Annotated in this window: 19 protein-coding genes; 18 read left to right on the top strand and 1 reads right to left on the bottom strand. The window is 68.4% G+C overall.

Annotated features, from left to right (window positions below; all coding sequences use genetic code 11):
- From PSA7680_RS05670 to recN, 18 genes are all read left to right on the top strand, one after another.
- Positions 1 to 1,488: a UDP-N-acetylmuramoyl-L-alanyl-D-glutamate--2,6-diaminopimelate ligase gene (locus PSA7680_RS05670; RefSeq protein ID WP_085867700.1), complete on the top strand. Its 1,488-nt coding sequence runs from the start codon at positions 1 to 3 to the stop codon at positions 1,486 to 1,488.
- The gene (locus tag PSA7680_RS05665) at positions 1,488 to 2,927 is read left to right on the top strand and encodes a UDP-N-acetylmuramoyl-tripeptide--D-alanyl-D-alanine ligase (protein ID WP_085867699.1); all 1,440 of its coding nucleotides are present in this window, start codon (positions 1,488 to 1,490) and stop codon (positions 2,925 to 2,927) included. The genes PSA7680_RS05670 and PSA7680_RS05665 overlap by 1 nt, the downstream gene beginning before the upstream one ends.
- Positions 2,928 to 2,942: 15 nt before the next feature.
- Positions 2,943 to 4,028 carry a phospho-N-acetylmuramoyl-pentapeptide-transferase gene (mraY, locus tag PSA7680_RS05660; protein ID WP_085867698.1) on the top strand — a complete coding sequence of 362 codons (1,086 nt, stop codon included), beginning with the start codon at positions 2,943 to 2,945 and terminating at the stop codon, positions 4,026 to 4,028.
- Between the two features lie 28 nt (positions 4,029 to 4,056).
- Positions 4,057 to 5,457: a UDP-N-acetylmuramoyl-L-alanine--D-glutamate ligase gene (gene murD / locus PSA7680_RS05655; protein ID WP_085867697.1), complete on the top strand. Its 1,401-nt coding sequence runs from the start codon at positions 4,057 to 4,059 to the stop codon at positions 5,455 to 5,457.
- A 227-nt stretch (positions 5,458 to 5,684) separates the two neighbouring features.
- Complete coding sequence (locus PSA7680_RS05650; RefSeq protein ID WP_085867696.1) at positions 5,685 to 6,857, top strand: peptidoglycan glycosyltransferase FtsW; 1,173 nt, start codon at positions 5,685 to 5,687, stop codon at positions 6,855 to 6,857.
- A complete protein-coding gene (gene murG / locus PSA7680_RS05645) occupies positions 6,854 to 7,966 on the top strand; it encodes an undecaprenyldiphospho-muramoylpentapeptide beta-N-acetylglucosaminyltransferase (RefSeq protein ID WP_085867695.1) in 1,113 nt (370 codons plus the stop codon). The genes PSA7680_RS05650 and murG overlap by 4 nt, the downstream gene beginning before the upstream one ends.
- Positions 7,963 to 9,375, top strand: coding sequence for a UDP-N-acetylmuramate--L-alanine ligase (gene murC / locus PSA7680_RS05640; protein ID WP_085867694.1), 1,413 nt, complete (start codon positions 7,963 to 7,965; stop codon positions 9,373 to 9,375). Before murG ends, murC begins: the two co-directional genes overlap by 4 nt.
- On the top strand, positions 9,372 to 9,626 hold the full coding sequence (locus PSA7680_RS05635; RefSeq protein ID WP_085867693.1) for a DUF2484 family protein: 255 nt from the start codon (positions 9,372 to 9,374) through the stop codon (positions 9,624 to 9,626). The genes murC and PSA7680_RS05635 overlap by 4 nt, the downstream gene beginning before the upstream one ends.
- The gene (locus PSA7680_RS05630) at positions 9,623 to 9,880 is read left to right on the top strand and encodes a DUF2484 family protein (protein WP_085867692.1); all 258 of its coding nucleotides are present in this window, start codon (positions 9,623 to 9,625) and stop codon (positions 9,878 to 9,880) included. Before PSA7680_RS05635 ends, PSA7680_RS05630 begins: the two co-directional genes overlap by 4 nt.
- Before the next feature lie 31 nt (positions 9,881 to 9,911).
- The gene (locus PSA7680_RS05625; protein WP_085867691.1) at positions 9,912 to 10,268 is read left to right on the top strand and encodes a hypothetical protein; all 357 of its coding nucleotides are present in this window, start codon (positions 9,912 to 9,914) and stop codon (positions 10,266 to 10,268) included.
- Positions 10,268 to 11,200 carry a UDP-N-acetylmuramate dehydrogenase gene (gene murB / locus PSA7680_RS05620; protein WP_085867690.1) on the top strand — a complete coding sequence of 311 codons (933 nt, stop codon included), beginning with the start codon at positions 10,268 to 10,270 and terminating at the stop codon, positions 11,198 to 11,200. Before PSA7680_RS05625 ends, murB begins: the two co-directional genes overlap by 1 nt.
- Positions 11,201 to 11,276: 76 nt before the next feature.
- Entirely contained in the window at positions 11,277 to 12,191 is a 915-nt protein-coding gene (locus tag PSA7680_RS05615; RefSeq protein WP_085867689.1) for a D-alanine--D-alanine ligase, read from the top strand.
- On the top strand, positions 12,179 to 13,093 hold the full coding sequence (locus PSA7680_RS05610; RefSeq protein ID WP_085867688.1) for a cell division protein FtsQ/DivIB: 915 nt from the start codon (positions 12,179 to 12,181) through the stop codon (positions 13,091 to 13,093). Before PSA7680_RS05615 ends, PSA7680_RS05610 begins: the two co-directional genes overlap by 13 nt.
- The gene (ftsA, locus tag PSA7680_RS05605; protein WP_085867687.1) at positions 13,090 to 14,424 is read left to right on the top strand and encodes a cell division protein FtsA; all 1,335 of its coding nucleotides are present in this window, start codon (positions 13,090 to 13,092) and stop codon (positions 14,422 to 14,424) included. Before PSA7680_RS05610 ends, ftsA begins: the two co-directional genes overlap by 4 nt.
- 177 nt (positions 14,425 to 14,601) lie before the next feature.
- Positions 14,602 to 16,230 (top strand): cell division protein FtsZ, encoded by a 1,629-nt coding sequence (gene ftsZ, locus PSA7680_RS05600; RefSeq protein WP_085867686.1) that lies wholly within the window; start codon positions 14,602 to 14,604, stop codon positions 16,228 to 16,230.
- Positions 16,231 to 16,514: 284 nt separating this feature from the next.
- Positions 16,515 to 17,432 (top strand): UDP-3-O-acyl-N-acetylglucosamine deacetylase, encoded by a 918-nt coding sequence (gene lpxC / locus PSA7680_RS05595; RefSeq protein WP_085867795.1) that lies wholly within the window; start codon positions 16,515 to 16,517, stop codon positions 17,430 to 17,432.
- Positions 17,433 to 17,547: 115 nt separating this feature from the next.
- Positions 17,548 to 18,408, top strand: a complete 861-nt coding sequence (locus tag PSA7680_RS05590; RefSeq protein WP_085867685.1) for an outer membrane protein assembly factor BamD — start codon at positions 17,548 to 17,550, stop codon at positions 18,406 to 18,408.
- Positions 18,409 to 18,430: 22 nt separating this feature from the next.
- Positions 18,431 to 20,083, top strand: a complete 1,653-nt coding sequence (gene recN / locus PSA7680_RS05585) for a DNA repair protein RecN (RefSeq protein WP_085867684.1) — start codon at positions 18,431 to 18,433, stop codon at positions 20,081 to 20,083.
- A gap of 179 nt (positions 20,084 to 20,262) precedes the next feature.
- Here the strand turns inward: recN and PSA7680_RS05580 are convergent, their stop codons facing one another.
- Positions 20,263 to 21,636: an FAD-binding oxidoreductase gene (locus PSA7680_RS05580; protein ID WP_085867683.1), complete on the bottom strand. Its 1,374-nt coding sequence runs from the start codon at positions 21,634 to 21,636 to the stop codon at positions 20,263 to 20,265.
- Positions 21,637 to 21,653: the final 17 nt, after the last annotated feature.

The raw sequence follows: 21,653 nt of genomic DNA, 5'->3' as shown, positions 1-21,653 counted from the left end.
ATGGCCGGGCAGGCTGAGGCAAGATCGCTCGCGGCGCTGGGGCTGAATGCCCGCGGCGGGCGCGAGGCGCGGATCACGGGGCTGTCGGTGGACAGCCGCACCGTCAGGGAGGGCCATCTTTTCGCGGCCCTTCCGGGCAGCAAGGTCCACGGGGGCGAATTCATCCAATACGCGCTGCGCATGGGCGCCGCGGCGGTGCTGACCGATCCCGAGGGCGCCCGGATCGCCGAGCGGGAACTGGGCGAAAGCGGCGCGGCGCTCGTGGTGGTGGAAGATCCCCGCCTGGCGCTGGCCTATGCGGCGGCGCTCTGGTTCGGCGCGCAGCCCGAGAGCATGGTCGCCGTCACCGGCACCAACGGCAAGACGAGCGTGGCCACCTTCTGCCGCCAGATCTGGAACCTACTGGGCGAAGAGGCCGTGAACCTGGGCACCACCGGGATCGAGGGCAGCTTCACCGCGCCGCTCGCCCATACCACGCCCGAGCCGATCACCCTGCACCGGGCGCTTGCGCAATGCGCTGCCGCCGGCGTCACCCATGCGGCGATGGAGGCCTCCTCCCACGGGCTGGACCAGCGTCGGCTTGATGGCGTGCGGCTCACCGCGGCCGGTTTCACCAATTTCACCCAGGATCACCTCGATTACCACGAAAGCTTCGCGGCCTACTTCGAGGCCAAGATGGGCCTGTTCACCCGCGTGCTGCCGGAAGACGGCGTGGCCGTGGTCAACATCGACGATCCCAAGGGCGGCGAAGTCTGCGCCATCGCGGAAGGCCGCGGCCAGCGCGTGCTGCGCGTGGGCCGGGGCGAGGGGGCGGATCTGCGCCTGACGGGGCAGCGTTTCGACGCCACCGGGCAGGATCTGCTGTTCCAGTTCGAGGGCCGCGCCCATGCGGCGCGGCTCAACCTGATCGGCGGGTTCCAGGCCGAAAACGTGCTGCTGGCCTGCGGCCTCGTCATCGCCTGCGGTGCCGAGGCGGCGCGCGTGTTCGAGACGCTGGGCGATCTTGCCACCGTGCGCGGCCGGATGCAGCTTGCGGCCACGCGCGAAAACGGCGCCGCCGTCTTCGTGGACTACGCCCACACGCCCGACGCCGTGGCCACCGCGCTTCAGGCCATGCGCCCCCACGTGATGGGGCGGCTCGTGGTGATCGTCGGCGCGGGCGGGGATCGCGACAGGGGCAAGCGCCCGCTGATGGGGCAGGCGGCGGCGAAGCACGCGGATGTGGTCTTCGTGACGGACGACAATCCGCGTAGCGAGGATCCGGCCAGTATCCGGGCCGCGGTGATGGCGGGCTGCCCCGAGGCCAACGAGGTGGGCGACCGCGCCGAGGCGATCCTGCGGGCGGTGGACGTGCTTCAGCCGGGCGATGCGCTGCTGATCGCGGGCAAGGGCCATGAAACCGGGCAGATCATCGGCGACGATGTGCTGCCCTTCGACGATGCGGAACAGGCGAGCGTGGCCGTGGCCGCGCTGGAAGGCAGGTTGTGATGGACACTCCCCTCTGGAGCGCGCAGGACGCGGCGAAGGCCACCGGCGGGCAGGCGCTCGGTGGCGATTGGGCGGTCAACGGCATCTCGATCGACACCCGCTCGATTGAACCGGGCGAGCTGTTCGTGGCGCTGAAGGACGTGCGCGACGGCCATGATTTCGTGGCGCAGGCGCTGGAAAAGGGGGCCGGTGCCGCGCTGGTGTCGCGCATTCCCGAGGGCGTGCCCGAGGACGCGCCGCTGCTGCTGGTCACAGATGTGCTGGCTGCGTTGGAAGATCTGGGCCGGGCCGGGCGGGCCCGCAGCCGCGCCAAGGTGATCGGGGTGACGGGCTCGGTGGGCAAGACCTCCACCAAGGAGATGCTGCGCACGGTGCTGGAGCGTCAGGGCAGGGTGCACGCCGCGGAGAAGAGCTTCAACAACCACTGGGGCGTGCCGATCACGCTGGCGCGGCTGCCGGAAGATGCCGATTTCGCCGTGATCGAGATCGGCATGAACCACCCCGGCGAAATCGCGCCGCTGTCGCGCATGGCAGCGCCCCACGTGGCGCTGATCACCACCGTGGCGCCGGCCCACATGGAGGCCTTCGACTCGATCGAGGGCATCGCCCACGAGAAGGCGGCGATCTTCGACGGGCTCGGGCAGGGCGGCACGGCGATCTACAATGCCGACGTGGCCACCGCCCCGATCCTCGCGCAGGCCGCCGCCGAAAAGGCCGGCCGCGTGCTGCGCTTCGGGCGGCAGAGAGATGCGGACTACATGCTTGAAAAGGTGGATCTTTCCCCTGAGGCCACGGTGATCCGCGCCCGTGCGGAAGGGGAGCCCGTGCTGTTCAAGCTCTCGCTTCCGGCGCCGCATTTCGCGCTCAACGCGCTGGGGGTTCTGGCGGCGGTGGAGGCCGTGGGCGGCGACATCGGGCTGGCGGCCTCGGACATGGCGCTCTGGCAGCCCCCTGCAGGCCGGGGCACCAAGCAGACGATCATTCTCGACCCCACCGAAAGCGAGCTTTCGATCGAACTGATCGACGATGCCTTCAACGCCAACCCCGTTTCGATGGCGGCGGCTTTCGAGGTGCTGGCCGCGAGCAAGCCCAAGGATGGCGTCGGCAAAGTCGCCCGTGGTCGCCGCATCGCGATCCTGGGCGACATGCTCGAACTGGGCGAGGACGAGGCCGCCGAGCACGCCGCGCTGGCCCGCCACCCGGCGGTGGACTCCTTCACGCTGGTGCATTGCGTCGGCCCGCGCATGAAGCACCTTCACGAGGCCCTGCCGCCGCAGAAGCGTGGCCAGTGGGTGCCCGAGGCCGATGCGCTCGTTGCCGTGGCGCATCAACTGCTGGATGCCGGTGACGTAATCTTGGTAAAGGGATCCAAAGGGTCGTATGTGTCGCGCGTGGTCGAGGCGATCCGAAAACAGGGCCGTCAGGCCGCCAATGACTGACCGAGGGCGTTTGATTTGCTTTACTGGCTGACCCAATTTTCCGACGGCGGGGATGTGTTCAACCTCTTCCGCTACATCACCCTGCGCGCCGGCGGCGCCTTCTTCACGGCGCTGATCTTCGGCTTCCTCTTCGGCCGCCCGCTGATCAATCTGCTGCGCGCCAAGCAGCGCAACGGCCAGCCGATCCGCGAAGACGGGCCGCAGAGCCACCTCGAGACCAAGCAGGGCACGCCCACCATGGGCGGGGTGCTCATCCTCGGGGCGGTGATCGTCTCCACCCTGCTCTGGGCGCGGTGGAACAACCCCTACGTCTGGATGATCCTCTTCGTCACGCTTTCCTACGGGCTGATCGGCTTCATCGACGACTACCAGAAGGTCGCCCACAACAACCCCAAGGGCGTGCCGGGCAAGGTGCGGCTGCTGCTGGGCTGCGGGATCGGGGCCATCGCCGCGGTCTGGACGGCCTACGTGCAGCCGGCCGATCTCTCCAACCACCTGGCCTTCCCCTTCTTCAAGGATCTGCTGCTGAACCTCGGCATCTTCTTCGTGCCCTTCACCATCTTCGTGATCGTGGGGGCGGCCAACTCGGTGAACCTCACCGACGGGCTGGACGGGCTGGCGATCATGCCGGTGATGATCGCCGCCGGCACGCTGGGCGCCATCGCCTACGCGGTGGGTCGGGTCGATTTCACTGACTACCTCGAAGTGCACTATGTGCCGGGCACCGGCGAGATCCTGATCTTCTGCGCCGGGCTGATCGGCGGCGGGCTGGGCTTTCTCTGGTACAATGCCCCGCCGGCGGCGGTGTTCATGGGGGATACCGGCTCGCTGGCGCTCGGCGGCGCGCTCGGCGCCATCGCGGTGGCCACCAAGCACGAGCTTGTCCTCGGCATCGTCGGCGGGCTCTTCGTGGTGGAGACGCTCTCGGTCATCATCCAGGTCGGCTACTTCAAGATGACGGGCAAGCGGGTGTTCCTCATGGCACCGATCCACCACCATTTCGAGAAACGCGGCTGGGCGGAGAGCCAGATCGTGATCCGCTTCTGGATCATCTCGCTGATCCTCGCGCTGATCGGGCTGGCCACGCTGAAGATCCGCTGATGCGGGCGGTTGCCGGGGAGGGACATCGATGATTCCGGTTCTTGGATATGAAGGCCAGACGGTTGCCGTGCTGGGGCTGGGGCGTTCGGGCCTCGCCACGGCGCGGGCGCTGATTGCCGGCGGGGCCACGCCGCTCTGCTGGGACGACAGCGTCGAGGCGCGCGAGCGGGCGCAGGCCGAGGGATTTGCCTGTGCCGATCTGTCCCGCGACGCGAGCTGGGAGGGCGTGGCGGCGCTGATCACCTCGCCCGGCATCCCGCACCTCTATCCCGAGCCCAACCGCCATATCGCCAAGGCCTGGGAGATGGGCGTGCCGGTGGACAATGACATCGGCCTGTTCTTCCGCTCCTACGCGGCGCAGGGCTGGGGCGAGTTCGATACGCCCCCGCGCGTGATCGCGGTGACGGGCAGCAACGGGAAATCCACCACCTCGGCGCTGATCCACCACATCCTGAAGGTGGCCGGCCGTCCGACGCAGCTGGCCGGCAACATCGGCCGCGGGGTTCTGGACATCGCCCCGGCGCAGGACGGCGAGGTGGTGGTGCTGGAGCTGTCGAGCTACCAGACCGATCTCGCCCGCGCGCTGACGCCCGATATCGCCGTCTTCACCAATCTCTCCCCCGACCACCTGGACCGCCACGGCGGCATGGGCGGCTATTTCGCCGCCAAGCGCCGGCTGTTTTCCGAAGGCGGCCCCGAGCGGGCCGTGATCGGCGTGGACGAGCCGGAAGGGCGTTCGCTGGCCAACCAGATGGGCGAAGGCCCGGCGGACGACCGGGTGATCCGCGTCTCCGCCGAGCGCAAGCTGGGAGGAGCGGGCTGGTCCGTCTGCGTGCGCAAGGGGTTCCTGTCGGAAATGCGAAAGGGGCGGCAGGTGGCCGCGATCGACCTGCGCGCCGTCAGGGGGCTGCCGGGGGCGCACAACCACCAGAACGCCTGCTGCGCCTATGCCGCCACGCGGGCGCTGGGGATCGCGCCGCGCCTCATCGAGGAGGCCTTCGCCAGTTTCGAGGGCCTGCCGCACCGGTCCCAGATCGTGGCCGAGATCGGCGGCGTGACCTATGTGAACGACAGCAAGGCCACCAACGTGGACAGTGCCGAGAAGGCGCTCCTGGCCTTCGACAACATCCGCTGGATCGCGGGCGGCCTGGGCAAGGAGGGTGGCATCGAGGCGCTCAAGGGGGCGCTCGGGCATGTCCGCAAAGCTTACCTGATCGGGTTCTCGGCGCGCGATTTCGCGCTTCAGATCGGCGATCTGCCCTACGAGATCTGCGAAACCATGGAAGCCGCCGTGGCGCGCGCCGCCGAAGAGGCGGAGGCGGGCGACACCGTGTTGCTGGCACCCGCTGCCGCAAGTTTCGACCAGTATCCGAATTTCGAAAAGCGCGGCGAGGCCTTCATGGCCGCCGTGGCGCGGCTGGGCGAATGAGGCGGGGGGCGCTGCCCCCCGTCCCTGCGGACTCCCCCCGAGGTATTTTGCGTGAGAGGAAACCCGGCGCTGCGTCTTTCAGGGGGCACGCCCGGATTGCGGCGCGCGTGCGAAGGCACGATGCAAGTTTCGTCCGAAACGCTATAGCGCGGGGGCGCGTTTCGGGCTACAGTTTTGCCTAGACCCGGAAAACGGGCGATCGAAGAGGCATAATTGGGCGGTTTCCCATGACGGAAATGGTGTACGGCGCTGCGCCGGTGAAGAGCGGCGAGCCGGTTCTTCCACGTTGGTGGCGGACGGTGGACAAGTGGTCTCTGTCCTGCATTCTCATCCTGTTCGGGATCGGGCTTCTGCTCGGACTGGCGGCCTCGGTGCCCCTGGCGGAGCGCAACAACCTGCCGCAGTTCCACTACGTGCAGCGACAGATCGTCTTCGGCCTGATGGCCTTCGCGGTGATGTTCGTGGTTTCCACCTTTTCGCCGTTGATGGTGCGCCGGATGGGGGTGCTGTTCTTCTTCGCCGCCTTTCTCGCGCTGGCGATGCTGCCCTTTTTCGGCACCGATTTCGGCAAGGGGGCGGTGCGTTGGTATTCGCTCGGCTTCGCCTCGGTGCAGCCATCGGAATTCCTGAAACCCGTCTTCGTGATCATGGCGGCCTGGCTCATGGCCGCGAGCCAGGAGATCAACGGCCCGCCGGGCAAGTCGATTTCGCTGGCGCTGGTGCTCACGATCGTCGGGCTGCTGGCGATGCAGCCGGATTTCGGGCAGGCGTGCCTCGTGCTTTTCGGCTGGGGCGTGATGTATTTCGTGGCCGGGGCGCCGATCCCGTTGCTCATCGGCCTGGCCGGCGCCGTCGTCCTGGCGGGCATGGTGGCCTACAACGGCTCCGAGCATTTCGCGCGCCGCATCGACGGCTTCCTGAGCGCGGATGTCGATCCGACGACGCAGATGGGCTACGCGACCAACGCCATCCGGGAAGGGGGCTTCTTCGGGGTGGGCGTCGGCGAGGGGCAGGTGAAATGGTCGCTGCCCGATGCGCATACGGATTTCATCATCGCGGTGGCGGCGGAGGAATACGGCCTGATGCTCGTGCTCGTCATCATCGCGCTCTACGCCACGATCACCTTCCGTTCCCTGATGCGGCTGATGCGGGAACGCGATCCCTTCATCCGGCTGGCCGGCACCGGGCTGGCCTGCATGTTCGGCGTGCAGGCGCTGATCAACATCGGGGTGGCGGTGCGGCTGCTGCCTTCCAAGGGCATGACGCTGCCGTTCGTCTCCTACGGCGGCTCCTCGCTGATCGCGGGCGGGCTGGCGCTCGGCATGCTGCTGGCGCTGACGCGCACGCGGCCGCAGGGCGAGATCGGCGATCACTTCCTGCGCCGGGGGCACGGCGGATGAGCGCCGCGCCGCTTCTGGTCATCGCCGCCGGCGGCACCGGCGGCCACATGTTTCCGGCCCAGGCGCTCGCGGAGGCGATGCTGGATCTCGGCTGGCGGGTGAAGCTTTCGACCGATGCGCGCGGCGCGCGCTACACGGGCGGCTTTCCTGCGGCGGTGGAAATCGAGGAGATCCCCTCGGCCACCTTCGCCCGCGGCGGCCTGGCGGCCAAGGCGGGTGTGCCCTTCAAGCTCGCGCGCGGGGTGATGGCGGCCATGGGCCGGATGCGGCGGGATCGCCCGGCCGTCGTCGTCGGGTTCGGCGGCTATCCGTCCTTCCCGGCGATCGCGGCGGCCTGGCTGATGCGCCTGCCGCGCATGATTCATGAACAGAATGGCTTTCCCGGCCTCGTGAACCGCACTTTCGCGCGAAAGGTGGACGCCTTCGCCTGCGGCATCTGGCCGACGGAACTGCCTGCGGGGGTGGAGGGCATCCACACCGGCAACCCGGTGCGCGCCGCCGTGCTCGCGCGGGCGGGCGCGCCCTACATCGCGCCGGGCGATCACCCGATGAGCGTGCTGGTCATCGGCGGCTCGCAGGGCGCGCGCATACTGTCTGAGGTGGTGCCCCAGGCGATGGCCCGCCTGCCGGAGGAGATCCGCCGCCACCTGCGCATCTCGCACCAGGCCCGCGCCGAGGATCTGCCCGAGGTCGAGGCTTTCTACGCCGCCCACGGCATCAATGCCTACGTGCAGCCCTTCTTCACCGACATTCCCGACCGCATGGCCGAGGCGCAGCTCGTGATCAGCCGGGCCGGGGCCTCTTCGGTGGCCGACATCTCCATCATCGGGCGGCCCTCGATCCTCGTGCCCTTCGCCGCCGCGACCAACGATCACCAGACGGCCAACGCCCGCGGGCTGGTCGAGGCGGGGGCGGCGGTGCTCATCCCCGAATCCGCTCTTGATCCCGACACGCTGGCGGAGCAAACAGGCGCGATCCTCGGGGATCCGCAGGCGGCCGGCCAGATGGCGCAGGCGGCGCTGGGGCAGGGGCGCCCGGACGCCACCGGGCGGCTCGTGGAAATGGTGAAGGAACTGGCCGGTCAGGGCCGGCAGAAAGAGACAGCATGAGCGCAGCAACGAAACTTCCGCTGGAACTAGGGGCCATTCATTTCGTCGGCATCGGCGGGATCGGCATGTCGGGCATCGCGGAGGTGCTGCTGAACCACGGCTACACGGTGCAGGGCTCCGACCTGAAGGAGAGCAAGATCACCGAACGCCTCGCGCAGCTGGGCGCGCGGATCTTCATCGGCCAGAGGGCCGAGAATCTCGAGAATGCCGAGGTGGTGGTGATCTCTTCCGCGATCAAGCCGGGCAATCCCGAGCTCGACGCCGCCCGCGCCCGTGGCCTGCCGGTGGTGCGCCGCGCCGAGATGCTGGCCGAACTGATGCGCCTGAAATCCAACGTTGCCGTCGCCGGCACCCACGGCAAGACGACGACGACGACGATGGTCGCCACCCTGCTCGATGCCGGCGGGATCGATCCGACCGTGATCAACGGCGGCATCATCCACGCCTACGGCTCCAACGCGCGCATGGGGCAGGGCGAGTGGATGGTGGTGGAGGCCGACGAAAGCGACGGCACCTTCATCCGCCTGCCGGCCACCATCGCGATCGTCACCAACATCGATCCCGAACACATGGAGCATTGGGGCGATTTCGACACGCTGCGCGCGGGCTTCCTGCAGTTCGTCTCCAACATCCCCTTCTACGGGCTCGCCGTCTGCTGCACCGATCACCCCGAGGTTCAGGCGCTGGTGGGCCGCATCACCGACCGCCGCGTGGTGACCTTCGGCTTCAACGCGCAGGCCGACGTACGCGCGGTCAACCTGACCTACAAGGCGGGTGTGGCGCATTTCGACATCCTGCTTCAGGCCGAAGACGCGAAGATCGAGGGGTGCACCCTGCCGATGCCCGGCGATCACAACGTCTCCAACGCGCTGGCGGCCGTGGCCGTGGCGCGGCACCTCGGCATGAAGCGCGAGGAGATCCGCGAGGCGCTGGCCAATTTCGGCGGCGTGAACCGGCGCTTCACCAAGGTGGACGAGGTGAACGGCGTCACCATCATCGACGATTACGGCCACCACCCGGTGGAGATCGAAGCGGTGCTGAAGGCCGCGCGGCAGGCCAGCGAAGGCCGGGTGATCGCCGTGCACCAGCCGCACCGCTACTCGCGGCTGGCCTCACTGTTCGAGGATTTCTGCACCTGCTTCAACGAGGCCGACGTGGTGGGGATCTCGGAAGTCTTCGCCGCCGGCGAGGATCCGATCCCGGGTGCGAGCCGGGATGACCTGGTGGCCGGCCTGATCGGCCACGGGCACCGACACGCCCGCGCCGTGAACAGCGAGGAAGATCTGGAGCGCCTCGTGCGCGAACAGGCCGCGCCGGGCGACATCGTCGTCTGCCTCGGGGCGGGGACGATCTCGGCATGGGCCCATGCGCTGCCCGCGCGGCTCCGGAAAGCGGACGCAACGTCATGAGCGCGGCGCTGCTGGCGGGCTGCCTCTGGGTGCTGGCGGCGGCGGGTGTGGCCATGCTGCCGATGCGCCACCAGTTCGCGCCCGGCGTGATCCTGCTGGCGCTGGCGCCGGTGGTGATTGTCTGGCTGGCGCGGGTGCATGGGGTCTGGATCGGCGTCGCGGGCTTCGCGGCTTTCGTCTCCATGTTCCGCAGGCCATTGAAATACTACGGAAACAGGCTCTGGGCCCGGGTGAGGGGGGTGCCGCAGTGACGCTCTCTCTCACGCTTGCCTGCCTGTGGGTGGTGGTCGCCAACGTGATCGCCATGTTCCCCAGCAAACATAGCCATTGGCCGGCCGCCTACGGGCTGATCGCCGTGGGGGTGCCGCTTCTGGGCTGGGTGACCTACCAGAACGGCCCCTGGATCGGGCTGGCCGTTTTCGCCGCAGGGGCTTCGACTCTGCGCTGGCCGTTGCTATATCTGTGGCGGTGGCTGAAACGGCAATTTACGCCCGCCCCGAAATGAAACCTTAACGAAACAAGTGCATCGACACGGTATGACCCGCGAGAAGAACGTTTTCCTGTTCGCCTTCTTCTACCTGCTCTTCGGGATGCAGAAGCTCGGCCACGCGCTGGCCATAGGCGCCGCCCGCCTCTGCGCGGCCATGATGCGGCTGCTGCATGGTTTCTGGCATGGGGTCACGGCGCTCGTCTCCTCGCTGATCGACGCCCTAGCCCACGGCCGCGCCGAGAGTGAGGAGATCCGCAAGCGCAACGTGGAATACCTCGGTTACGTCGGCTTTGCCTCCTGGGCCACCTCGATGGCGCTTTACATCCTCACCGCCGGGCCGCTGGGCCGCTATCTCGCCTGGCTCTGGGCGACGCGCGTGTCGCCCTGGATGCGCGGCCTGTGATGGCGGCGCAGGCCCTGCCGCAGGTGCGCGGCACCTTGCAAAGGGATCGCCGGCTCGACAGCCTGACGTGGCTGCGCGTCGGCGGGCCCTGCGATCTGTTCTTCCAGCCGGCGGACCTCGAGGATCTTCAGGCCTTCCTGCGGGCGCTGGATCCGGCGGTGCAGGTGTTCCCGATGGGCGTGGGCAGCAACCTGATCGTGCGCGACGGCGGCCTGCGGGCCGCTGTGATCCGCATGGGGCGGGGCTTCAACCACATCTCGATCGAGGGCACGCGGGTGACGGCCGGCGTGGCCGCGCTGGATGCCCACGTGGCGCGCAAGGCCGCCGACGCGGGCGTGGATCTCACCTTCCTGCGCACCATTCCCGGCGCCATCGGCGGTGCCGTGCGGATGAACGCCGGCTGCTACGGCAGCTACGTGGCCGATCACTTCGTCTCGGCGCGCGCGGTGACGCGGGCAGGGGATCTGGTGACCCTCACGGCGGAGGATCTGAATTTCCGGTATCGCCAAAGCGATCTGCCCGAAGGCTGGGTGCTGGTGGAGGCCACGTTCGAGGGCGCCGCGGGGGATCCTGCCGCATTGCACGCGCGCATGGAAGAGCAGCTGGCCAAGCGCGATGCGACGCAGCCCACGAAGGAGCGCACCGCCGGATCCACCTTCCGCAACCCGGCGGGATTCAGCTCCACCGGCAGGGCCGATGACGTGCATGATCTGAAGGCCTGGAAGGTGATCGACGACGCCGGGATGCGCGGTGCGCGCATCGGCGGGGCGCAGATGTCGGAAATGCATTCCAACTTCATGGTCAACACCGGCGGTGCCACCGCGGCCGATCTCGAAAACCTTGGCGAGCTTGTCCGAAAAAAGGTTTTCCAAAACAGCGGAATAACGCTAGACTGGGAAATCATGCGCGTCGGTGATCCGGCGCCGGAATGACTGCCTGAAAAAGGCGGTGTTTCACAACAGAACGGGCCGTCCGAAAAGGCCCGCGTGAACGAGGCGAAGAGTGGGCATGTCGAGCAGGACGGCCCCGACAGTGGTGGTACTTTTGGGTGGACCCTCCGCGGAGCGGGAGGTTTCCCTGTCATCGGGGCGTGAATGCGCCGCCGCGCTGCGGGGTGAAGGTTTCAACGTTATCGAACTGGATGCCGGTCCGGATCTTGCAGCGCGCCTGCAGGAGATCGGCGATTGCGTCGTGTTCAACGCCCTGCATGGCCGCTGGGGCGAGGATGGCTGCGTGCAGGGCCTGCTCGAATGGCTGCGCATCCCCTACACCCATTCCGGCGTGCTTGCCTCCGCGCTCGCGATGGACAAGGAACGCAGCAAGGCCGCCTTCCGCGTCGCCGGCCTGCCGGTGGTGGAGAGCGTGCTGGCGCCGAAGGCCGAGGTCTGCGCCCGCCACGTGCTCCCGCCGCCCTACGTCGTCAAACCCAACAACGAAGGCTCCAGCGTCGGCGTCTACCTCGTGCATGAGGCCAGCAACGGCCCGCCGCAGCTGGATGACGCCATGCCCGAGGTGGTGATGGTGGAAGCCTTCGTGCCGGGCCGCGAGCTGACCGTCACCGTGATGGGAGATCGGGCGCTGGCCGTGACCGACATCATCACCGACGGCTGGTATGACTACGACGCGAAATACAAGCCGGGCGGGTCGCGCCACGAGGTGCCGGCCGACATCCCCGCAGAGATCGCCGAGGCCTGCCGCGACTACGCGCTGCGGGCGCATCGTGTGCTGGGGTGCCGGGGCGTCTCGCGCACGGATTTCCGCTGGGACGAGCCGCGCGGCCTCGCCGGGCTGTTCCTGCTGGAAACCAACACCCAGCCGGGCATGACGCCCACCTCGCTGTCGCCGGAGCAGGCGAAGCACGCCGGGTTCGATTTCGGCGCGTTCTGCCGCTGGATGGTGGAGGATGCCTCATGCGATCGCTGAGCCGACGGATCACCGGGCCGCTGCCCGCCCAGCAGGCCGCCGCACCGCGCGATCCCGCGCCGAGCCGCGTGGCCTACCGGATGCAGCGGCTCTGGCTCACGCCCTCGTTCCGCAAGTTCACGATGGTCGGCATGCCGCTGATCCTGGTGGCGCTCGGCACCACGATCTTCTTCGCCGGGCAGGAGCGCCGCGACGCCGTGGCCGACCGGATCGCGGAGATCCGCCGCAGCATCGAGGAGCGGCCGGAGTTCATGGTCAAGCTGATGGCCATCGACGGAGCGTCCAAAGAGGTCAGCGAAGACATCCGCGAGGTGCTTCCGATCGATTTCCCGATTTCCTCCTTCGATCTGGATCTCGAAACCATGCGCCGGACGGTCGAGGGCCTCGACGCCGTGGCCGATGCCGAGTTGCGCGTGCGCAGCGGCGGCATCCTCCAGGTGGAGATCGAAGAACGCGTGCCGGCCGTCGTCTGGCGCGGGCGCGACGCGATCGAGATCCTCGATGCCGAAGGCCATCGCGTGGCGCATCTGGTGGCGCGGGCCCAGCGGCCCGACCTGCCGCTGATCACCGGCGATGGCGCGAACGAGGCGGTGCCCGAGGCGCTGGCCATTCTCGCGGCGGCGGAGCCGATCGGGGACCGGCTGCGCGGGCTCGTCCGGATGGGCGAGCGGCGCTGGGATCTGGTGCTGGACCGGGGGCAGCGGGTGATGCTGCCCGAAACCGGCGCGGTGCGGGCGCTGGAGCGCGTCATCGCGCTGAACCGGGTGCAGGATCTGCTGGCGCGCGATCTCGTGGCGATTGACATGCGAAATGAAAAGCGTCCCACGCTGCGGCTGTCCAAACCGGCGGCCGATCAGTTGCGGGAAGCCAAACTCCAGCAAATGGGAGTGACGGGGCAATGAACGATCTTTACGCGCAACAACGGGCGATGCGGAACATGCGCCAGGCGGCGATGCAACGCGGGGTGATCGCGATCCTCGACGTGGGCACCTCCAAGATCGCCTGCCTGATCCTGCGGTTCGACGGGCCGGCGAGCTTCAGCGAGACCGACGGCGTGGGCAGCATGGCGGGGCAGTCGAGCTTCCGGGTGATCGGCGTGGCGCACACGCGCTCGCGCGGGGTGCGCTTCGGCGAGGTGGCCACCCTGCAGGAGACCGAGCGCGCGATCAGAACGGCCGTTCAGGGCGCCCAGAAGATGGCCAACGTGCGGGTGGATCACGTGATCGCCTGCCTTTCGGGGGCGCGTCCGCGCTCCTACGGGCTGGCGGGGGCCGTCGATCTGCATGACGACGTGGTCACCGACCAGGACGTGGCGCGCGCGCTCGCAAGCTGCGACGTGCCGGATTTCGGCGCCGGCCGCGAGGTGCTCCATGCCCAGCCGGTGAACTTCGCGCTGGACCACCGCACCGGGCTGAGCGATCCGCGCGGGCAGGTGGGCAACCGCCTCGCAACCGACATGCATCTGCTCACCGTGGATGCCGCCGCGATCCAGACCCTGCTGCATTGCATCAAGCGCTGCGATCTGGAAGTGGCGGGGCTGGCCTCCTCGGCCTACGTCTCCGGCGTGTCCTCGCTGGTGGAGGACGAGCAGGAGCTCGGCGCCGCCTGCATCGATCTCGGCGGCGGCACCACCGGCATCTCGATCTTCATCAAGAAGCACATGATCTACGCCGACAGCGTGCGGCTGGGCGGCGACAGCATCACCTCCGACATCTCCAAGGGCCTGCAGATCCCGCTCGCGCAGGCGGAGCGGATCAAGACGGTGAACGGCGGGGTGATCGCCACGGGCATGGACGATCGCGACATGATCGACATCGGCAGCGATTGCGGCGACTGGGAGCGCGACCGGCGCACCGTCAGCCGGGCCGAGCTGATCGGCATCATGCGCCCGCGCGTAGAGGAAATCCTCGAAGAGGTGCGCGCCCGGCTCGACGCGGCCGGCTTCGAGCACCTGCCCAGCCAGCAGATCGTGCTCACCGGCGGCGGCAGCCAGATTCCGGGGCTGGACGGGCTGGCCTCGCGTATCCTCGGGCAACAGGTGCGGCTGGGCCGCCCGCTGCGCGTCCAGGGCCTGCCGCAGGCGGCCACGGGCGCGGCGTTCTCCTCGGCGGTGGGGCTGTGCCTCTTCGCGGCGCATCCGCAGGACGAGTGGTGGGATTTCGAGATCCCGACCGATCGCTACCCGGCGCGTTCGCTGAAGCGCGCGGTGAAGTGGTTCAAGGACAACTGGTAAACGCTAGATGTCGTAGAACGAGCGAAATCTCGCGAAAACGGCCTATTTCCCTGCCATATTTGGCGGGGAAATTGCGTTTTTTTAATGACGTTACAGAAATCTGCAGCTAGGATTGGTGCAGATCAGGCACAGATGCCGGGGAAAACCGGCCCTCGACAAAAACAGGCGGACATAGCAATGACATTGAATCTCACCATGCCAGAGACTGAAGAGTTGAAGCCCCGGATTACTGTATTTGGCGTCGGTGGGGCCGGCGGAAACGCCGTCAACAACATGATCGAAAAGCAGCTCGACGGGGTCGAGTTCGTGGTGGCCAACACCGATGCTCAGGCGCTTCAGCAGAACAAGGCGCCGGCCCGCATCCAGATGGGCGTGAAAGCCACCGAGGGCCTGGGCGCCGGGGCGCGCCCCGCCGTGGGGGCCGCCGCCGCCGAAGAAACCATCGAGGAAATCGTCGATCACCTGGCCGGTGCGCACATGTGCTTCATCACCGCCGGCATGGGCGGCGGCACCGGCACCGGGGCCGCGCCGATCATCGCGCAGGCCGCCCGCGAACTGGGCGTTCTCACCGTCGGCGTGGTGACGAAACCCTTCCAGTTCGAAGGGGCCAAGCGGATGCGTCAGGCCGAGGAGGGCGTCGAGGCGCTCCAGAAGGTCGTCGATACGCTGATCATCATCCCGAACCAGAACCTGTTCCGCCTCGCCAACGAGAAAACCACCTTCACCGAGGCCTTCTCGATGGCCGACGACGTGCTCTACCAGGGCGTGAAGGGCGTGACGGACCTGATGGTCCGCCCGGGCCTCATCAACCTCGACTTCGCCGACGTGCGCGCGGTGATGGACGAGATGGGCAAGGCCATGATGGGCACCGGCGAAGCCTCCGGCGAGGATCGCGCGGTGCAGGCCGCCGAGAAGGCCATCGCCAACCCGCTGCTGGACGAGATCTCCCTGCGCGGTGCGCGCGGCGTGCTGATCAACATCACCGGCAGCCACGATCTCACCCTCTTCGAACTGGACGAGGCCGCCAACCGCATCCGCGAAGAGGTCGATCCGGACGCCAACATCATCGTCGGCTCCACCCTCGATCCGTCGATGGAAGGCACCATGCGCGTTTCCGTCGTTGCCACGGGCATCGATGCCACCGCCAAGAGCGACGACATGCCGGTGCCGCGCCGCCGCATGGCCGAGCCGCTGGCCCCGGCCGTGGAAGAAGAGCCTGCCGTCGAAGCGCAGCCGGCCGCCGCCGTGGCCGCCGATCCGGCCCCGGTGGAAGAGCCCTCGCTGTTCGGCGAACTGCCGGCCGAGGAATTCGCCGCCACCGAGCAGGCCGAGGACATCTTCGACGACGTGGCCGATGCAGAGCTGCCGCCGCCGGCCTACCAGCCGCAGGCGCGGGCTCCGCAGCCGGCCCCGCAGCCGGCCGCTCCGCGGGCGTCGCTGGATACCCCGGCGCAGGATTTCGTGGCGCCGCGCGCCCCGGCACCGGGCACGCCTTCGCCTGAAGCGCTGGCCCGCCTGCGCGCGGCCGTCGCCAAATCGCCCGACGGCGCCGCCGCGCCGCGCCCGGCCGCCGCGCCGCGCCCGGCCGCCGCGCCGCGCCCCGCGGCCCCGGCGCCTTCCGCGGAAAAGCCGCGTTTCGGCATCAACAGCTTGATCAACCGCATGACGGGCCACGCCTCCGAAGCGGGTGCGCATAGCCCGGCGCGCCAGCAGCCGCCGATGCATTCCTACGAGGAAGAGCACGAGGCGGACCCGGAGCAGGAGCGCATCGAAATCCCCGCGTTCCTGCGCCGCCAGGCCAACTGATGCGGGCGTGACGCAAGGTCACAAATCACCCTGATACCCCAGAAAGAGCCGGCCGAACGCCGGCTCTTTTCTTTTGAAAACAGTGCTTTGCCGGGTGCTGGCGCTAACGGTGGCAAGATTCCGCCCATGGCGGATTCCGATGTTTCAGATGGTTGCAAAGATTGAGTTGTGAATAAGCGCCACGGTCTCTACTTCGAGGGTGCCGGACAGGCAGACCCGTCAGGACGCCGCCGCAAGGCGGGGCTGAAAGGGCAAAAGAGCCGGTGGCAATGTTGGGTGACTACGTGCAAACCACGATCAAATCTGCAGTCCAGTTCAAAGGTGTCGGCCTCCACTCCGGCGCCCCCGTTCGCATGACGGTGCACCCGGCCTCGGCCGAATACGGCATCTGGTTTCGCCGGACGGACCTGGACTTCGAGCCGCTGATCCCGGCCCGGTGGGATGCCGTGGGCGAGGCCCGCCTTTGCACCCGCATCGACGGCCCCTCCGGCGCCTCGGTGCAGACGATCGAACACATCATGGCCGCGCTGGCCGGCTGCGGCATCCAGAACGCCCTGATCGAGATCGACGGCCCGGAGGTCCCGGTGATGGACGGCAGCGCCGCGCTGTTCGTGGATGCGCTGCTGGCCGCCGGCGTGCGCAAGCTGGACGCCCCGGTGCGCGCCATCCGCATCCTGAAGCCGGTGGAATACCGCGAGGGCAAGGCCTTCGCGCGGCTGGAGCCCTGCGACACCTTCATGATCGATTTCCACATCGAGTTCGAGGATGCCGCCATCGGCCGCCAGGAGAAGGTCCTGAACATGGCCAACGGCGCCTTCGTGCGCGAGCTGTGCGACAGCCGCACCTTCTGCCGCCAGTCCGACATCGAGTTCATGCATGCCAACGGCCTCGCGCTGGGGGGCTCGCTGGAGAACGCCGTCGTGGTGGACGGCGACCGGGTGCTCACGCCGGGTGGTTTGCGCCACGAAGACGAGGCCGTGCGCCACAAGATGCTGGATGCGCTCGGCGATCTGGCGCTGGCCGGGGCGCCGCTTTTGGGCCGCTACGTGGGCCATCGCGCCGGCCACATGATGACGAACCGCCTGCTGCGTGCGCTCTTCGCGGATCCGACCGCATTCGAGATGATCACCTGCGACGAACGGATGGCCCGCCGGCTGCCGGGCGTGGGTGTCCACCCGGCCGATGTGCCGCTTCACGCCTGAGCCCCGCAGATTTGCGCTCAAAGGCGTTTTGCCCCGGATTTTTCTGTGCTAGGAACATCCTCAAACAGGGGGTGGATTGCGCCCCCCGCAGAGAGAATTACAGGGTAGGGGCTACATGACTCGCGTCAGGTCTCGAGCAAAATCAACGCTACTTCTCGCTTCGGTTACGCTTCTGGTGGCATGCAGCCGCTTGGGCATTGGCGGCGGCGGCGACCGCACCGAAGAGGTGGCGATCGAAAGCCTCGACGCCGAAGCGATCTACAAGCGCGCCGAATTCCAGCTGGCCGCCGACAACCCGGACGAGGCCGCCGTGCTTTTCGGCGAGATCGAGCGCCTCTATCCCTACTCCGAATGGGCCAAGCGCGGCCTGATCATGCAGGCCTTCGCCTACCACCAGGATCGGGACTACGAGAACAGCCGCTCCGCGGCGCAGCGCTACGTGGATTTCTACCCGGCCGATGAAGATGCCGCCTACGCGCAGTATCTTCTGGCGCTGAGCTACTACGACCAGATCGACGCCATCGGCCGCGACCAGGGGCTCACCTTCCAGGCGCTGCAGGCGCTGCGCACGGTGATCGAACGCTACCCGGACAGCGAATACGCCCGCTCCGCGATCCTGAAATTCGATCTCGCCTTCGATCACCTTGCCGCCAAGGAGATGGAAGTCGGCCGCTACTACCTGAAACGGGGCCATTACACGGCCGCCATCGCCCGCTTCCGCGTGGTGGTGGAACAGTTCCAGACGACGACCCACACGCCGGAGGCGCTCTATCGCCTGATCGAGGCCTATCTCTCGCTCGGCCTCGTGCAGGAGGCCCAGACGGCGGGCGCGATCCTCGGCTACAACTTCCGCTCTTCCGACTGGTATGAAGACGGCTACAAGCTGCTCACCCAGCAGGGCGTGGAGCCGGGTGTCTTCAGCGATGGCTGGCTGCGCCAGATCTATCGCCAGATGATCAAGGGCGAATGGCTCTGACCATCGGCGGGAGTGCGGCCTGATGCTGCGGGCACTGGACATTCGGGACATGCTGATCATCGACCGGCTGGAGCTTGCCTTCCAGCCGGGGCTGAACGTTCTGACCGGGGAAACCGGGGCGGGCAAATCCATCCTGCTGGATTCTCTCGGCTTCGTTCTCGGCTGGCGCGGGCGCGCCGAACTGGTGCGCGCGGGCGCCGAGAAGGGCGAGGTCACGGCGGTCTTCGAACTGCCCGAAGGCCACCCGGCGCTTTCGGTGCTGGAGGAGGCCGGGCTGCCGGTGGAAGGCGGGGAGCTGATCCTGCGCCGCACCAACACCCCGGACGGGCGCAAGACGGCCTGGATCAACGATCGCCGCGCCTCGGGCGAGGTGCTGCGGAAGGTCTCCGAAACCCTGGTGGAACTGCACGGCCAGAACGATGACCGGGGCCTGCTGAACGCGCGCGCCCACCGGGGGCTGCTGGATCGCTACGCCGGGCTCGAACCGGCCATCGCCCGAACCCGCGAGGCCTGGGCCGGGGTGCGCGCGGCGCGCAGGGCGCTGGAGGCCGCCGAGGCCGAACTGGCGGAAGTCGCCGCCGAAGAGGAGTTCCTGCGCCACGCGGTGGGCGAACTGGACGCGCTCGATCCGCAGCCGGGCGAGGATGCGGCGCTGGATGCCCGCCGCCGCCAGATGCAGGCGGCGGAAAAGATCCGCGAGGACATCGCCCGCGCCCACCATGCGCTTGGCTACGAGGGCGCCGAGGGCCTGTTCAACGATGCCACCCGCTGGCTGGAAGGCGCGGCGGCGGCCGCGGAGGGCGGGTTGGACGAGGCGCTCTCCGCGTTGAGCCGGGCCATGGTCGAACTGGGCGAGGCACAGCAGGCTGTGGAAGCCTTCCTCGACGGCCTGTCCTTCGATCCCTACGAACTGGAGCAGGCCGAGGAACGGCTCTTCGCGATCCGCGGGCTGGCGCGCAAGCACGGGGTTCTGCCCGATGACCTGGGCGAATTCGCCGAGGGGCTGCGCAAGCGGCTTGCGGCGCTGGATCAGGGCGGCGCGAACATCGGCCGCCTGAAGGCCGAACTGGCCGAGGCTGAGGCGGCCTACGCGGCGCAGGCCGAGGCGCTCTCGGAAGGGCGCAGGGCGGCGGCCAGCGCGCTGGACGCGGCCATGGCGGCGGAACTGGCCCCGCTCAAGATGGAGCGTGCGCTCTTCACCACGCAGATCACCGCCGGAACGCCGGGCCCGGAAGGGCAGGATGAGGTCGCCTTCGTGGTCGCCACCAACCCGGGCGCCCCGGCCGGCCCGCTAAACAAGATCGCCTCGGGCGGGGAGCTATCGCGCTTCCTGCTGGCGCTGAAGGTCTGCCTCACGAAAGGCAGCGCCGAGCGCACGATGATCTTCGACGAGATCGACCGCGGCGTGGGCGGGGCCACCGCCGATGCCGTCGGACGCCGCCTTGCCGCGCTCGCCGCGCGCGGGCAGGTGCTGGTGGTGACGCATTCGCCGCAGGTCGCCGCGCTGGCAGGCCATCACTGGCGGGTGCAGAAATCCGTCTCCGGCGAGCAGACGCTCTCCGAGGTGGTGCCGCTGGCCTCTGACGAACGCGTGGACGAGATCGCCCGGATGATTTCCGGCGATCGGATCACGCCCGAGGCGCGCGCGGCAGCACAGGCGCTTCTGGCCGGGTAATCAAGCAGAGCTGAGCGGCGTTTGAAAGAGCCGTTTTACCGCATGACGCCCGACAGGCACTGTCGGGCCGCGCCGTTCCGCCCCCACGGGGCGGCGCGATTGCGCCACCCCTCGGAACGGCGCTACCGAAGCTCTTTTGAGCAACGCTTTCTGCACGAAGTTGAGCGGCCGCTTTGCGCCTAGTTCCGCTGAACCAGCTTGCCGGGGTTGAGGATGTTCTTCGGGTCCAGCGCGGCCTTGATGTCGCCCATCACCGCCCAGGCCTCCCCGTGTTCGCGCGGCATGTAGGCCAGCTTGCCCATGCCCACGCCGTGCTCGCCCGTCACGGTGCCGCCCATGGCCAGCGCCCGTTCCGTCATCCGGGAGGAAAGCCGCAGGGCCTCGGCAAGCTCCGCCTCGTTGCCCGGCTCCACCAGCAGGATCGCGTGGAAGTTGCCATCGCCCACATGGCCGAGGATCGGCCCCTCAAGCGGGCTTTCGGCGATATCGGCGCGGGTGGCCTCCACCGCTTCGGCCAGCCGCGAGATCGGCACGCAGACATCCGTCACCAGCGCCGTGGCGCCCCTGCGCAGGCCGAGGCAGGCGTAATAGGCGTTGTGGCGCAGCGCCCAGAGCGCGTTGCGCTCCTCGGGCCTGCTGGACCAGGCGAAATCGCTGCCGCCGAACTCGGCCACCAACTCGCCCAGCCGCTCGGCATCCTCGGCCACGCCGGCGGGCGAGCCGTGGAACTCCACCAGAAGGTGCGGCTTCTCCGGCATCTCGCGCCCGGCATAGAGGTTGAAGGCGCGCGCGGTGCTGGCATCCACGAATTCGATGCGCGCCATCGAGATGCCGCTCTGGATGGTGGCGATCACCGTGTCGACGGCGGCCTCCACGCTTTCGAAGGCGCAGACCGCGGCGGAGATCGCCTCGGGCTGGCCGCGCAGGCGCACGGTCAGCTCGGTGATGATGCCGAGCGTGCCCTCGCTGCCGACGAAAAGCCCCGTCAGATCGTATCCGGCCGCCGATTTGCGCGCGCGCGTGCCGGTGCGGATCACGCGGCCGTCCGCCAGCACGACCTCCAGCCCCGTCACGTTGTCGCGCATGGTGCCGTAGCGCACGGTGGTGGTGCCGGAGGCGCGGGTCGCCGCCATGCCGCCGAGCGAGGCATTGGCGCCGGGATCGACCGAGAAGAACAGCCCCGTGGCCCGCAACTCGGTGTTCAGCGCCTCCCGCGTGATGCCGGGCTGGACCACGGCGTCCATGTCTTCGGGGTGGACGGCCAGCACCCGGTTCATGCGCGACAGATCCAGCGAGATCCCGCCCCGCGCCGCGAGCGCGTGGCCTTCGAGCGAGGTGCCGGTGCCCCAGGCCACCACCGGGCAGTCCTGCGCGTGGCAGGTGGCGAGGATGCGGCTCACCTCCTCGGTGGATTCCGGGTAGGCGACGGCATCCGGTAACATGTTGGCAAAATACGTTTCACTGCGCCCGTGCTGGGCCAGATCACCCTTGGAACGGCTCAGGCGATCGCCTAGGAGTGGGATCAGTTCGGAGATCGCGGCCTCGATGCTCATGGGGCGCCCTTGTGCTG

Origin of the sequence: Pseudoruegeria aquimaris, from assembly GCF_900172235.1 — a bacterium.
GTDB classification, from domain to species: domain Bacteria; phylum Pseudomonadota; class Alphaproteobacteria; order Rhodobacterales; family Rhodobacteraceae; genus Pseudoruegeria; species Pseudoruegeria aquimaris.
Note: the sequence above shows the minus strand (reverse complement) of the source record. Positions and strands in the feature narration are given on the sequence as shown.